This window comes from Roseibium suaedae (genome assembly GCF_900142725.1).
GTDB lineage: Bacteria > Pseudomonadota > Alphaproteobacteria > Rhizobiales > Stappiaceae > Roseibium > Roseibium suaedae.
In genome coordinates this window covers 731,931-745,839 of sequence record NZ_FRBW01000001.1, presented here as the reverse complement: position 1 = coordinate 745,839, position 13,909 = coordinate 731,931, and the positions used below count along the sequence as shown (strand labels likewise).

At 58.9% G+C, this 13,909-nt stretch carries 11 protein-coding genes; 7 read left to right on the top strand and 4 right to left on the bottom strand.

Annotation, left to right across the window (positions count from 1 at the left end; translation table 11 throughout):
- Positions 1-166 precede the first annotated feature (166 nt).
- The 3 genes from mutY (at position 167) to bfr (ending at position 2,545) form a co-directional block, all read left to right on the top strand.
- Complete coding sequence (gene mutY / locus BUA94_RS03360) at positions 167-1,243, top strand: A/G-specific adenine glycosylase (protein WP_073008789.1); 1,077 nt, start codon at positions 167-169, stop codon at positions 1,241-1,243.
- A 134-nt stretch (positions 1,244-1,377) separates the two neighbouring features.
- The gene (locus BUA94_RS03355) at positions 1,378-1,926 is read left to right on the top strand and encodes a 2OG-Fe(II) oxygenase (RefSeq protein ID WP_073008786.1); all 549 of its coding nucleotides are present in this window, start codon (positions 1,378-1,380) and stop codon (positions 1,924-1,926) included.
- A 133-nt stretch (positions 1,927-2,059) separates the two neighbouring features.
- Positions 2,060-2,545 carry a bacterioferritin gene (gene bfr, locus BUA94_RS03350; protein ID WP_073008783.1) on the top strand — a complete coding sequence of 162 codons (486 nt, stop codon included), beginning with the start codon at positions 2,060-2,062 and terminating at the stop codon, positions 2,543-2,545.
- Between the two features lie 295 nt (positions 2,546-2,840).
- Here bfr and BUA94_RS23500 read toward each other — a convergent pair whose 3' ends face one another.
- Positions 2,841-4,823, bottom strand: a complete 1,983-nt coding sequence (locus BUA94_RS23500) for a hypothetical protein (RefSeq protein ID WP_175557986.1) — start codon at positions 4,821-4,823, stop codon at positions 2,841-2,843.
- A 172-nt stretch (positions 4,824-4,995) separates the two neighbouring features.
- A complete protein-coding gene (locus tag BUA94_RS03325) occupies positions 4,996-6,438 on the bottom strand; it encodes an AMP nucleosidase (protein ID WP_073010797.1) in 1,443 nt (480 codons plus the stop codon).
- 323 nt (positions 6,439-6,761) lie between these two features.
- On the opposite strand from BUA94_RS03325, the gene BUA94_RS03320 reads away from it, so the two are divergent.
- The 3 genes from BUA94_RS03320 to BUA94_RS03310 all read left to right on the top strand — a co-directional run bounded on the left by BUA94_RS03320 (position 6,762) and on the right by BUA94_RS03310 (position 9,880).
- Positions 6,762-7,574 (top strand): transporter substrate-binding domain-containing protein, encoded by an 813-nt coding sequence (locus tag BUA94_RS03320; RefSeq protein WP_073008768.1) that lies wholly within the window; start codon positions 6,762-6,764, stop codon positions 7,572-7,574.
- A gap of 40 nt (positions 7,575-7,614) precedes the next feature.
- Positions 7,615-8,418 carry an amino acid ABC transporter permease gene (locus BUA94_RS03315; RefSeq protein ID WP_073008765.1) on the top strand — a complete coding sequence of 268 codons (804 nt, stop codon included), beginning with the start codon at positions 7,615-7,617 and terminating at the stop codon, positions 8,416-8,418.
- Positions 8,419-8,740: 322 nt separating this feature from the next.
- Positions 8,741-9,880, top strand: a complete 1,140-nt coding sequence (locus BUA94_RS03310; protein WP_073008762.1) for a site-specific DNA-methyltransferase — start codon at positions 8,741-8,743, stop codon at positions 9,878-9,880.
- 102 nt (positions 9,881-9,982) lie between these two features.
- Here BUA94_RS03310 and BUA94_RS03305 read toward each other — a convergent pair whose 3' ends face one another.
- Together BUA94_RS03305 and tyrS are read right to left on the bottom strand one after the other, a co-directional pair.
- Positions 9,983-11,680 (bottom strand): bifunctional diguanylate cyclase/phosphodiesterase, encoded by a 1,698-nt coding sequence (locus tag BUA94_RS03305; protein ID WP_084081679.1) that lies wholly within the window; start codon positions 11,678-11,680, stop codon positions 9,983-9,985.
- 191 nt (positions 11,681-11,871) lie between these two features.
- Positions 11,872-13,152: a tyrosine--tRNA ligase gene (gene tyrS / locus BUA94_RS03300; protein ID WP_084081678.1), complete on the bottom strand. Its 1,281-nt coding sequence runs from the start codon at positions 13,150-13,152 to the stop codon at positions 11,872-11,874.
- A gap of 362 nt (positions 13,153-13,514) precedes the next feature.
- Between tyrS and BUA94_RS03295 the strand changes: the two genes are divergently transcribed.
- Complete coding sequence (locus BUA94_RS03295; protein ID WP_073008756.1) at positions 13,515-13,874, top strand: hypothetical protein; 360 nt, start codon at positions 13,515-13,517, stop codon at positions 13,872-13,874.
- Positions 13,875-13,909: the final 35 nt, after the last annotated feature.

The following is a 13,909-nucleotide window of genomic DNA, read 5'->3' as shown; positions in this document are numbered from 1 at the left end:
ATCCAAACCGATTCGCACCAGTCAACGTAGAGGGTGTCGCAGAATTTGCGTCAAAAAAAAGACAAGCCGAAGAAACCCGCCAGCCGGGACAGCATATGCGGGCGTTATCCCCAAGCTGTCCTTTCCGTCAGCCACAGTTCTCAAAGACGAATCCGCCCTCCCGATCATGAAGACTAGTCCAGCAGCAAACGAACTTCTTGAATGGTACGACCGGCATGCCCGTACCCTGCCCTGGCGGGTCTCGCCGGAGGACAGGCGGCTAGGTGTCGTGCCAGATCCCTATCATGTGTGGCTGTCGGAAATCATGTTGCAGCAGACCACTGTGGCGGCTGTGAAAGACTATTACGTCAAGTTCCTCTCCCTCTGGCCAAGGGTCGGGGATCTGGCTGCAGCTCCCGAAGAAGATGTCATGAAGGCCTGGGCGGGGCTTGGCTATTATTCCCGGGCGCGGAACCTGAAGCGCTGCGCGGAAACCGTCGCGGATCAGCATGAGGGCAGTTTCCCGGAAACGGCGGAAGGTCTCCTTGCCCTGCCGGGTGTCGGCCCCTATACGGCGGCCGCCATCGCAGCCATTGCCTTCGACCAGCCGGCGGCCGTCGTGGATGGCAATGTGGAGCGCGTCATGTCCCGGCTTTTTGAGATCACGACGCCCCTGCCCGAGGCCAAACCTGAAATCAAGGCAGTCATGACGGCTCTGACGCCAGCCTCCCGTCCGGGGGACTTTGCCCAGGCCGTCATGGATCTGGGGGCGACCCTCTGCACCCCCAAACGGCCCGCCTGCAGCTTGTGCCCCTGGAGCAGCGGCTGCGAGGCCCGCGCCAGCGGCCTCGCCGAAACCCTGCCCCGAAAGGCGCCGAAAAAGACCAAGCCGACACGCACCGGTGCAGCCTTCGTTGCGCTTCGTGAAAGCGACAATGCGGTGATGCTGCGGCGGCGGCCACCCAAAGGCCTGCTTGGCGGCATGAGCGAGGTGCCTGGCACGGAATGGTCAGTGGATGCGGATGAAGCCGGCTTTGTCCTGTCCGCCCCCCTTCAGGACAGCGGAACGGACCTGGACTGGCGCCCTGTTGCCGGCGTGGTGCGGCATACATTCACGCACTTTCACCTGGAACTGACGATCTTCCGCGCCCATGTGCCGGACAGCACCCTTTTACCGGGAAATTGCTGGTGGTCTGCGCCCGCGGAATTGCCGGACGAAGCCCTTCCGACGGTCATGCGCAAGGCCATTGAGGCGGCCTTTTGAGGATTTGATCTTGGGGTGATCAAATCGACACTTCGCTTTCTCTCCGGCGGAGAAAGTCAAACTGCATTTTCAATTTGCCAACTTCGTGTTTTGAGCGTTCTTGCGATGCCTGATCGTCGATAAAGGCTCCCTGAATGTTCACGCATTCTCTTCCCAAACTCTTCTCCAAAACCGAAACGCAAGAAATCATCCGTCTCAGCGAAGATGGCCGCCAGAAGCGCGGCGGTCTTGTCGGCGGAATCCGCCATGACAACATCCGCAGGGCCGAGATTTCCTGGCTCGATGACCAGGGCAGCGCGGCCTGGGTGATGGACCGCATCGTCGACGCGGTCGCAAGGTCCAACCGGGACGCCTTCCAGTTCGACATCACCGATTTCAAGGAACGTCTTCAGGTTGCAGCCTATGACGAGGCGGACGAAGGCCATTACGACTGGCACTCGGACATTGGCGATGGCCCGATTGCCCGTCACAGGAAGCTGACCATTGTCACCCAGCTGTCGGAAGCCGAGAACTACGAAGGCGGCGAGTTGGAGATCAACTTGGGCAGTGCCAGCTACAGCGCGCCCAAAGAGCTTGGTTCGGCGACACTTTTCGCCAGTTTCATGCTCCACCGGGTGGTTCCCGTCCAGAAAGGTCAGCGCTTTTCGCTCACTTGCTGGTGTCACGGCCCCCAGTTCCGCTAAGCTTCTCCCGCCTGGTTGCAGACTGGCCTCAAGGTCGGTGAACAATAATCGTGAAAATTGCGGGCAGGCACTGGACTGTTGTTTGGAATAATTCTAAATTCCGTCCATCTGATCAAAACCGGAGGCTTCCGCCATGAAGGGCAACCCGAAAGTCATCGAACGTCTGAACGAGGCCCTCTTCCTCGAACTCGGCGCAATCAACCAGTACTGGCTGCACTACCGCCTGCTGGACGACTGGGGCTACACGCGCCTCGCCAAGAAGGAACGGGCCGAGTCCATCGAAGAGATGGAACATGCCGACAAGATCACGTCGCGCATCATCTTCCTCGAAGGCCACCCGAACATGCAGAAGGTTGCACCGCTGCGCATCGGTCAGGACATCAAGGAAGTTCTGGAATCAGATCTGGCCGGCGAATATGACGCCCGCGCCTCCTATTCCAAGTCCCGCGAAATCTGCCGCGAAGAAGGTGACTTCGTTTCCATGCAGCTGTTCGAACAGCTTCTGGCAGACGAGGAAGGCCACATCGACTTCCTGGAAACCCAGCTTGAGCTGCTCGACAAGATCGGCGTTGAGCGCTACGGCATGCTCCAGTCCGCACCGGCTGACGAAGCCGAGTAAGCCAAAGCGGCCTTACCTCAAGAGATTGGAAACGCGGGCCTTCGGGCCCGCGTTTGAGATTGGTGACAACAAAGCCAAGTTTGTTGGTCATCCCGGTTTGGTGCCCTGCACCAAGACCGGGATCTAGTATCCCGTAGCGTGGGACCTTTAAAAAAGTCTTTTACCACAGATGGTTACTGGATCCCTGCCTTCGCAGGGATGACATCAAACGCTTCGTGACTTGACGCCTTCAACGGTGATTGGAACCTTTGTCAGCAGTCTGACGCGGGCCTTCGGGCCCGCGTTTTTTTATGGCTCAAGCATCTTCGTCCGTCTTCTCGGTCTTGGAGGATGCCCGGACCGGCTTGCTGACCTTCTGGTTGTTTGCCTTCCGGCCCAAAAGGTCGCGCACCCCGTCCAGCAAGTGACTGACATTCCTCAGGTCAAACGTCGGTTTCCTGTTCGCTTTCTTGCGCCGCTTCACCAATGCGGAAGCCAACGGCAAGGCACCGTCTTCCCCATTCTTGATGAGCTTCAGCGACAGGCGCTTGAGCTCCGGAATCTCTTCCACATCGACATCGTACAAACCGCAGAAGTGCTCCCAGTCCACCTTGTTGACCAGGCCGGGTGACAAGTCAGCGTTTCCACTTTGGCCGGTCTCGCCCCGCTTCTTGCGCCCTTGTGACTGTGCGAAATGAAGCTGCACCGACAGTTTCACCAGATCCCCAACGCTATACTTGGCGTTCTTGCCACCTTCTCTCTGCAGACGCGCGTGCAGTAAGGTTGCGGCCTGAACAATGAGTTTGCCGTTGCGGCTATCCTGCAAAGCGGCAAGTTTGCCCAGCTCCTTCCTGATATCCACCGGCTCGCCACCGCGTGCAGACCCGTTGCCACCGTCACCTGGGCCGCCGTTACCTGAGCCACCGTTACCTGGACCACCGCCACCGCCGGGTCCTCCGGGGCCACCTGGACCTGCCGGACCACCCGGACCACCAGGTCCGCCTTGGGGACCTTCAAACTGGTTTCCGGCACCAGCTTCCTTCCGCCGCTTTTTCTTCCAACGGTTCAGAATGTAGTTCAGGAGCTGCTCCGAACTTAAGTCTCCCACCGATGTAAACTGCAAGGTCACCGAAAGGGCTTGCCTCAGCAAATCGTCCCGCTCTGCAATGTTGGAGGTCGCATGAGCCTCGACAATCCGCGTCGCCAGTCGAATGAACGCCGGATTGGTCCACAGTTTATCGGGTGATTGCCCGCCATCTTCAGCACCGTCGTACTCGAAGTCGTCCTTTTTCTCGTCGCCGTCCTGTTCGTTGTCGTCAGACAACTGGCCGTCAAACACTGCGTCGCTGCCAAGATCAATTTCCGCGGCAATGGACGCTTCCAGAGCGTCCATGGTCAGAGCAGGATTGCCGGTAATCTGACGGGCCAGTTCCAAGGCGGAGCCAAGAGCGGAAGCTTCTGCAAGAGGGTCGTTTTTTTCCCGCGCCTCTTGAAGCCGTCTTATCAACTGCTGGAACTCTGCATTCTGCCAGGGATCTAGATCATCTCCCTCCTCATCCACGTCATTGTTCCGGCTGTCTGCACGCGCTTCACGCCTTGCGGCAGATTCTCGCCGGGCAGCCGCCTCGTTCCGAAGGAACCCGCTGATGTCGACGTCAAATTCCTCACCCGCCTGTTGCAGCAGGCGGCCTGCCGTGATGGTTTCGCCTGGTTGGGCGGCGGCACGGGCAAAGTTGACAGCCAGCCTCAGCAGACGCCGGACTTCATCATAGTCTTCGGCCATGAGGGCCGCCGCGATATCCTTGAGAAGCTCCTCCTGCGAGGGCGGCGGAGGCGGTGGCGGGATCGTGGCATCGTCATCCCCCTCATCAAATTCGCTGGGCGGAGGCGGGGGTGGAGGCGTGCCACCCTGATCGCCGGACTCCAAACTGTCGCGCAGAGAATCCAGCGGATCGTCACTCGGTGGCGGTGGCGGCGGCACATCATCATCGCCGCCGTCATTTCCCCCCGGAGCTCCGCCACCGTTGTTCCCAAGCTGCCGGGTCACCTCGCGGCGGGCCCGTTCAAGGATCGTTTGCCGGGTCTGGCTGATTGGCTGGGTAAGGTTCAGCGTGGCCGCGGTATTGGCCCGCAGAAGATAGGCAAGATTGTTGGCAGCCTGACCAGCATTGTATTCGTTCCCGTCCGCCAACGCTCTAACGAGCTTCTTAAACTCCCGAGTAATGTCCCTCTCGTCCTGGATATTCCAGAGACGCATGAGAATACGAACGATGTCCGTAATCTGTTGAGGTGTCGCCATGGCAATTGCTCCAGCTAAAGGCAAAGAAAACACTCTTTCTGAGTGCCTTAAGCAGGGCAGAAGGTTCGCTGACCTCCGTTATTTCTGCGGAGGCGCTGCAGATCATTGTCAGGGCAAAACAGAAACGGCCGGGATGTCCCGGCCGTCAATTTGCTGATGCGTATCTACGGCCCTACTGGAAGGCCGTTTCCGAGAAGCTTCTGAGCTTGCGGGAATGCAAGCGGTCACGGGGCATGTCGCGCAGCTTTTCGAGGGCGCGAATGCCGATCTGCAGATGCTGGGCGACCTGACGCTTGTAGAAATCCGTCGCCATGCCCGGCAGCTTCAACTCCCCATGGAGCGGCTTGTCGGAAACGCAGAGCAGCGTTCCATAAGGCACACGGAAGCGGAAACCATTGGCGGCAATGGTGGCCGACTCCATATCGAGCGCAATCGCGCGGGACTGGGAAAACCGCTGAACGAGGCCGCGCTGGTCCCAGAGTTCCCAGTTCCTGTTGTCGATGGAGGCAACCGTGCCGGTGCGCATCACCCGCTTCAGCTCATATCCGTCGTAGCCGGTCACTTCGGCCACCGCGTCTTCCAGCGCGATCTGAACTTCGGCCAGTGGCGGGATCGGCACCCAGACCGGCAGGTCCTGATTGAGAACGTTGTCGTCGCGCACATAGCCATGAGCCAGAACGTAATCCCCGAGGGTCTGGCTGTTGCGCAGACCCGCGCAGTGACCAAGCATCAGCCAGGCATAGGGGCGCAGCACCGCAATATGGTCGGTGATGGTCTTCGCATTGGACGGGCCAACGCCAATGTTGACCATGGTGATCCCCGCCTGCCCCTTGCGCTTCAGGTGATAGGCCGGCATCTGCGGCAGCTTGGCAAGCTCGGTGCCGCTGGATGGCGCCGTTTCCCCGGACAGGGTCATCAGATTGCCCGGCTCCACGAAGGCTTCATAGCCACTGTCCGAATCGGCGAGCAGCTCCCGCGACATGCGGCAGAACTCGTCGATATAGAACTGGTAGTTGGTGAAGAGCACATAGTTCTGGAAATGCTCTGCCGCCGTCGCTGTGTAGTGCTGCAGGCGGTGCAGGGAATAGTCCACCCGCGGCGCCGTGAAGGAGGCAAGCGGCATCACCCCGCCAACCGGTTCATAGGTGCCGTTGGCAATGGAATCATCCATCACGGTCAGATCCGGCAGATCGAACATGTCCGCCAGTGGACGGGCGATCTTTGCTGCGGCAGCCCCGCCCTCGACATGGGTGCCGTCATAGAAGGCGAAATGCAGCGGGATCGGCGTTTCGGACGTTCCGATCATCACCGGCACCTGATGATTGCGGATCAGCAAGGAGATCTGGGTTTCCAGATAGGAGCGGAACAGGTCCGGACGGGTGATCGTCGTGGAATGGGTGCCCGGGCCGGAGACAAAACCATAGGCAAGGCGGCTATCGAGCCGGAAGTGGCTTTCAGTCACGATCTGTACCTGCGGATAGCAGGCGCGGATCCGGCCATCAGGCTCGTTGCCTTCGATCAGATCATGGAAGCCTTTGCGGATGAAGGCCGTGTTGGCCTCGAAGATATCGATGAGGCGCTTCACCGCATCCTTGGCATCGGAAAACGATTCCATGGGCCAGTCAGGCGCGTTGAGAATGGGCCGCGCCCGGATGCCAAGCAATCCGCTGGGAGGGATGGTCAATGCATGTCTCCTTATTGTTGTTTTTAACCGTCCAAGATCTGCCTTCGAATTGCGAGCGTCAAGACTTGTAGCGGCTCTATGCGAAACATTTTTCACAAACTGAAAGAAACTGCATAATCATCGAAGAGTGCCGGGACTTCGCGCTCTTCCATACGCCGGCGCCCTTCACAGCTTTGCCGGTTAGGCGCTATTGTGCAGCCCAACACTCCGGCCTTTCAAAGGCTGGCACCCCGCACAGTTCCTCAGGAGAGTTCATGCGTTCCTTGTTTTCCCTTCGCCCGATCAGCCTTGCTGCCGGCCTTGCAAGCCTCGCCCTCGCCGCCGCGCTTCCGGCGAATGCAGCAGATCTTCCGGATCTGAAGGGACGGGAAGTCGTGGTCGTGACGGAAAACGCCTATCCGCCGCTGCAATTTGTCGACAAGACGGGTCAGGCGGTCGGCTGGGAATATGACGCCATGAACGAGATGGCCAAGCGCCTGAACTTCAAGGTCGTGTACGAGAATGTCAGCTGGGAGGCGATGATCCCCGCCGTTTCCAATGGCCAGTTCGATATTGGCATGACCGGCATCACCATCCGCGATGACCGCAAGGAAAAGGTCGACTTCTCCGATCCCTACATGCATTCGGAAATGCGCATGCTCGTCTCCGCCAAGGAGGACCGCTTCACCGATGCCAAGTCCTTTGCTGCGGACGATGACCTGCTCGTTGGCGCCCAGCCGGGAACGACCCCCTTCTATGTGTCGGTCTATGACGTTCTGGATGGCAATGAAGCGAATCCGCGTATCAAGTTGTTCGAGACCATTGGCGCTGCGGTACAGGCCCTTCGGGCGGGTGACGTGGACCTCGTCCTGACCGACAGCACGGGCGGCAATGGCTATGTGTCTGCCTATCCGGACACCTACAAACTGATTGGCGAGCCGCTGGGCGCAGAAGACTTCGGTTTCATCTTCAAGAAGGGCTCTGATCTGGTCGAGCCGGTCAATGCGGTCATCGCGGCCATGAAGGCCGATGGCACGATGGACAAGCTGAACCAGAAGTGGTTCGTCGACTACAAGATGGGCGAATAAGGCTCAAGGCTCCGGTCCCTTGCCGGAGCCAGCAACGCCCATGGCGCAGTCTCCCCGCACCTCCCCCAAAAGCGATTTTCCCTACTGGCTGCTCGCAGCCGGTGGGATTGCCGCCTATCTGCTGTTTCAGATCTCGGCAGATGACACCTACCGCGAGATCCTGGCCATCACGGTCAAGGGGCTTGGGGTCACGGTCTTCGTGACACTCACGGCCTTCGCCCTTGCATCCTTGGGCGGTCTCGCCCTGGCAGTCGGCTCCCTGTCGCGCTTCATCATCCTGAGGCAGCTCTCACGCTTCTACATCGAGATCGTGCGCGGTGTGCCGGTCATGGTCTTGCTGCTCTACGTCGCCTTCGTTGCCTCGCCTGCCCTTGTTGCAGCCGTCAACTGGGTTCTTGAAGCCATCGGCACGGATGTCTCGATCCGGTCGCGGGACTTTTCACTGCTCTGGCGAGCCATCCTGGCCCTCTCCATCGGCTATTCGGCCTTTATCGCGGAAGTGTTCCGGGCAGGCATACAGGCAGTCGACAAAGGGCAGATCGAAGCAGCAGAAGCGCTCGGCATGGGGCCCTGGCTGCGGTTCCGGCTTATCATCTTTCCCCAAGCGCTCCGGACGATCCTGCCGCCGCTTGGCAATGACTTCATCGCCCTGATCAAGGACAGCTCCCTCGTCTCGGTTCTGGGCGTTGCGGACATCACCCAGCTCGGCAAGGTCTATGCCGCCGGCTCCTTCCGCTTCTTCGAGACCTACAACGTGGTGGCCCTGCTCTATCTCCTGATGACGGTGACACTTTCCCTGGCGCTGCGCCGGTTCGAAGCAGGCAAGCAGTACAAGGACCGGTAGCGCCCAAGTCGCCCCGAATTCATCCCCACTTGGTTAAAAACAGAAAGCCGGAATGCATTCCATTCCGGCTTTTTCATAAAAAATCAGGGTGCCTTTCAAAGGGTCTTTTTAACCATGGCGTCCCTGTTCGGGACAGGCGGGGACGCGGAAACTGCGGTTTTCCGGCATTTTGCCCTGCTTCGCATTCTTAACCTGCATTAACACTTTTACCAACGTAAACAAACCATTGATTCATTAGGAAATTTCTCTTTCGTAACTTAACGCCTGATTTACCAAAACCGGTAACCATGACACTCGAAATTGCGTGAGGTTTTGCGTCGCAATGAGTGTTCTGCGTACCGGGGTGTCCTCCGTGGCACCCCTTTCCCCTTCCGGGCTTTCCGCTGACGCGGCCTGGCTCGACACGATCATCAAGGGCGACTGTGTAGCCGCTCTCAACCGTCTGCCGTCCAAGTCGGTAGATCTGGTCTTTGCTGACCCACCGTACAATCTTCAGTTGGGCGGGGACCTGCACAGGCCGGACGATTCCAAGGTCGACGCCTGCGACGACCATTGGGACCAGTTCGAGAGCTTCGAGGCCTATGATGCCTTCACCCGCGCCTGGCTTCTGGCCGTGCGCCGCGTGATGAAGGACGACGGCTCGATCTACGTGATCGGCTCCTATCACAACATCTTCCGCGTTGGCGCGATCCTCCAGGATCTCGGCTTCTGGATCATGAACGACATCATCTGGGTGAAGTCGAACCCGATGCCGAATTTCCGCGGCAAACGGTTCACCAATGCCCATGAGACCATGATCTGGGCAACCAAGTCCAAGACCGCAAAGCCGACGTTCAATTACGATGCGCTGAAGACGTTCAACGACGACCTTCAGATGCGGTCCGACTGGCACCTGCCGCTATGCACTGGCGGCGAGCGCCTGAAGGACGATGACGGTCAGAAAGTTCACCCGACCCAGAAGCCGGAGAGCCTGCTTTACCGCGTGCTGACGGCCTCTTCCAAGCCGGGCGACGTGGTTCTGGATCCCTTCTTCGGTACAGGCACCACCGGTGCCGTTGCCAAAAAGCTGGGCCGCCACTTTGTCGGCGTCGAACGTGAACAGTCCTATATCGATGCGGCGACGGCCCGGATCAAAGCCATCGAGGCTGGCTCCGGCGTGTCTCTGGAAATGCAGAAGGGCAAGCGGGCTGAACCGCGCATCCCGTTCGGCAATCTTCTGGAAGCCGGCCTTCTGGAACCTGGAACGGAGCTTTCCTGCGCAAAGGGCCGCCACCTCGCGGTAGTCCGGGCGGATGGCTCGCTGAAATGCGGCGACTACGTGGGCTCGATCCACAAGGTCGGCGCGCTGGTTCAGGGCGCTGTGTCATGTAACGGCTGGACCTTCTGGCACACGAGCAAGGGGCGCTCCCGCTCCCCGATCGACGAATTGCGCCAGCAAATCAGATCCCGCCTGCAAGCATAAGCAGGAACGACCTCGCGATTTCCCCGCGACGCTTGAATCCCCGGTCTTCATCTGAAGGCCGGGGATTTTTTATGAGATTGAGAACGCTGACAGAACCAGAGCCTAGCAGGCGGTCTTGTGGTCCAGACCTGCAACGACCTTCACCGATGCCGTCCTCTGCTTCAGCAGGATGCTGGTGATGTCCTCCGCAGGGGCAGGACGGCCAGTCAGATAGCCCTGAACATTGTCACATCCCAGGCGCCGCAAAGCCTCAAGCTGCTGAGAGGTTTCAACCCCTTCGGCCGTGACCGTATGCCCGAGCCGGTGCGCGGTCTCGATGACCGAACTGATCAACACTTCTGCATTCGGATCGGAACTGATGGTTTCGATGATCGACCTGTCGATCTTCAGATGGTCGAACGGCAGCCGGTAGAGCTGGGACAGGTTGGAGTAGCCAATCCCATAATCATCAATGGCAATGCCGAAGCCCGCCGACTTCAGGCGTTCAAGCTGGCGCCGCGCCTTGTCGACATCCTGCATCGCGACGGTTTCGGTGAGCTCGATTTCAAAATCCGAAGGCGAGACCTGCTGGCTGAGGCAGAAGAGAATCAGGCCATCTGCGAATTTCTCGTTCGAGAACTGGCCCGGACAGACATTGATCGCCACGACCATGGGAGATCCTGCCTTTTTCCAGTGACGGATATACTCGGCAGACTTGCGCATGACCTGCTGGCCAAGCTTGGGCAGAAGGCCATTTTCCGCGGCGATCTCCAGAAAGTCTCCGGGAAACAGCAAGCCGAGTTCGGGATGACGCCAGCGCACCAGAGCCTCCACACTGGAAATGGCTCCATCCCGCAGGCGAATCTTGGGCTGGAAATGAACCTCGAGCTCGTCCCGCTCCAGACCTGAAACGAAATCCGCCGTCAGCCGCGCACGCTTCACGGCGCGTTCCTTCATCATCTGGTCGAAGACAACCACCTGTCCCCGTCCCTGGGTCTTGGCTTCATACATGGCCAGATCTGCAAACTTGATCAGGTCTTCCGCCGTATAGGCGTCCTCATTGAGGATCGCAGCCCCCACTGACGCGCCGATCTGGATCATCTGGCCGCCAAAGGCAAAAGGCTCGTTCATGGCCTCGATGATCCTACGGGCCACAACAGCAGCTTCGGCACGGCCGGCACCGGGAAGAATCGCAACGAACTCATCACCGGCAAAGCGGAACAGAGCCGGCTGGTCCGGAGCATTCTCGCTCTCATCGATCTGCAAGCCCTGCTCCAGCAAGCGCTTTGCAGCGGCTCGCAGGATCATGTCACCTGCGGCATGGCCATAGGCGTCATTCACCTGCTTGAAGTGGTCCAGATCGATAAAGAGCAGTGCACCGCTCAGGTCCCTTTGGCCGTCCAGTGTTTCTTCCAGAACCGCCCGGTTTGGCAGGCCAGTGATCGTGTCCTCATAGGCCAGCGTCCGGATGCGCGCCACATTTGCATTGAGGCGGGTGACCATCTTGTCAAAGCTTGCCGCCAGTCCGCCGACCTCGCAAAGGCACTCTACATTCACCGGTGTCTCATAGTCGCCCTTTGCAATGGCCTCCGTGGTTGCCCGGAGGTTCTCGATCGGCCGCGTCAGGTTTCCGGTCATCAGATAGGTGATCGCGGCCGCACTCAAGATAACGAGACACGTCACCCCGAGGATCACGAGGTCGCCATGCAGGTGGCTGGAACTCCAGGCCGCAGCACAAGCAGCGGCAGCACCAAAGACGCCTGACATCAGCGCAAAGCGCACCCGAAGACTGTTGAGACCCTTACCAAATTTTGACGGCATTTTGACCTCTGCAAATAACCGTCAGAAATTAAGGCAACAAAACATAATGAGACCTGAATCTGGTCATCTAAACCAGGGTCAGAAGCAAATAGAGCTCATGAAACAATTACACAATAAATACAATTTTAATGACTTCCGCTGAGAGAGAATTGCGCCGGAAGGAGCCCATGCCCCTTCCGGCATGCATGATTTCACTCAAAGGCAACGAGCGCCTTCTTGCGGCGGCCAACGGCCAGGGACAGGCGCTCGCCTGCTGCCAGATCCCCGATGGCAAGCGTTCGGCGCGGATCCTGGATCACCGATCCGTTGAGACGCACGCCGCCACCTTCCACGAGGCGCCGGGCATCGCTGTTGGAAGTGGCAAACCCGAGCTCGGTCAGAAGGTCAAGCAGCCCCATGCCTGTGGCAAGACGGAGGCTCGCCAGTCTGTGGGTCGGCTCTGCCTCCTCCCAGCTTTCGGAAAACAGGGTATCGCCTTGTTCCAGCGCATGACGGGCCGCTTCCGCTCCGTGAACGATGGCGGTGACCTGCGTGGCGAGGATCTTCTTCGCCTCGTTGCGTTCAATGCCTTCCAGCATAGACAGGCGCTCGACTTCTCGGATCGGCAGCTCGGTGAAAAGACGCAGGAAGCGCGGAACATCCGCATCGGCGGTGTTGCGCCAGAACTGCCAGAAGGCAAAGGGCGACAGATGCTCGGGATGCAGCCAGACCGCCCCGGCGGCGGTCTTGCCCATCTTGGCGCCATTTGCAGTGGTGATCAGCGGCACCGTCAGGCCGAAAAGCTGCCGGCCATCGCCCTTGCGCCCCAGTTCCACCCCATTGACGATGTTGCCCCACTGATCGGACCCGCCGACCTGTAGCGTGCAGTCATGGCGGCGCGAGAGCTCCAGGAAATCCACCGCCTGTAGCATCATGTAGCAGAATTCCAGCACGGTCAGAGGCATCTGGTTGTCCAGACGGGATCTGACACTGTCGAAGGTCATCATGCGGTTGACCGTGAAATGCGGGCCGAAGTCCCGCAGGAATTCAAGGAACTTGAACTCGGTCAGCCAGTCGGCGTTGTCGACGATCAGCGCACCGCCCTCCGGAGACAGATCGATCAGGCGTTCCACCGAGCGACGGATGCCCGCGATATTGGCCGCGATCTGGCGCTGTTCCAGCATCGGCCGGGCTTCATTGCGGAAACTCGGATCGCCTACCTGGCTCGTCCCACCGCCCAGAACCATGATCGGCTTGTGCCCCAGCTTCTGCAGCCAGCGCATGGACATCAACGGCATCAGATGGCCGACATGAAGGCTGGAGGCTGTTGCATCGAACCCGGCGTATGCAGTCACGGGTCCGGCGCTGAGCTTGGCGTCAAGCGCTTCCAGATCCGTGCATTGATGCACCAGACCGCGCTCGAACAGCACCTGGAGGGCTTCGGATTTGAGTTTTGTGGCCGGCTTTCCGGCTTCGATCATATGCTGGGTCATTTTCGGCTTTCCTGGGGGTTTCCCGGCCAGGAGAGCCTTTGAAAACCAAAAAGCCGCCTGACGCGGCGGCTTTTTCGGGTTCTAGTTTGAGAGCAAGATCCTACGCAGCCGCCGATATGTCGGTGACGTAATAAAAATACGCGAAGGAGATGGCTGCGATCTTGATCATGGCGGCATTTGTGCGTCAGTCCCAGCCGTCTGTCAAGCGCTCGCTGAGGCTTACTTTTCGCGAAAGCCCTCTCCTGCCCCTCTCCCACCAGAATTGCCCAAACTCCAGGCAGGCGGTTGATGTGTTTAAAATGTACAATCTATGAGTGCTAATCCTCCCATATAGCACGTATAGCATTTAGAAAGAGGCGCTCATGTCTTCTGATCCCAAGCCGTTTGTTTCCGCCCTTGCCGAGACCTCTGCCGAGCAGTCCCTGCCTTGCAACATGACTTTCAGCTATTCAAAACTCCCGGAAGGCAATTACGTTGTGTCGCTCTTCGGCTTCACCGCCGGACCTCCTGCCACCATCAACTCTCCCCAGTTGATCGTTTCCAGCTACAATCCGGCCGCGATGTTCAATGGCTGGTCGATCGGCGGCCAATATGGTGCCTATGCAATGGCCTATCTAGGCGAGGAAAAGGGCGTCCCGACCTTGTTCTTTCAGGGCTGGATCACCAGTATCGAGAGCGGTGCCGCGTTCCAATATGTCAGCTACAGCTTCGCCCTGACCTGAGGCCTTGGCAATAGCTGCCGTTCCTTTGCAGCACA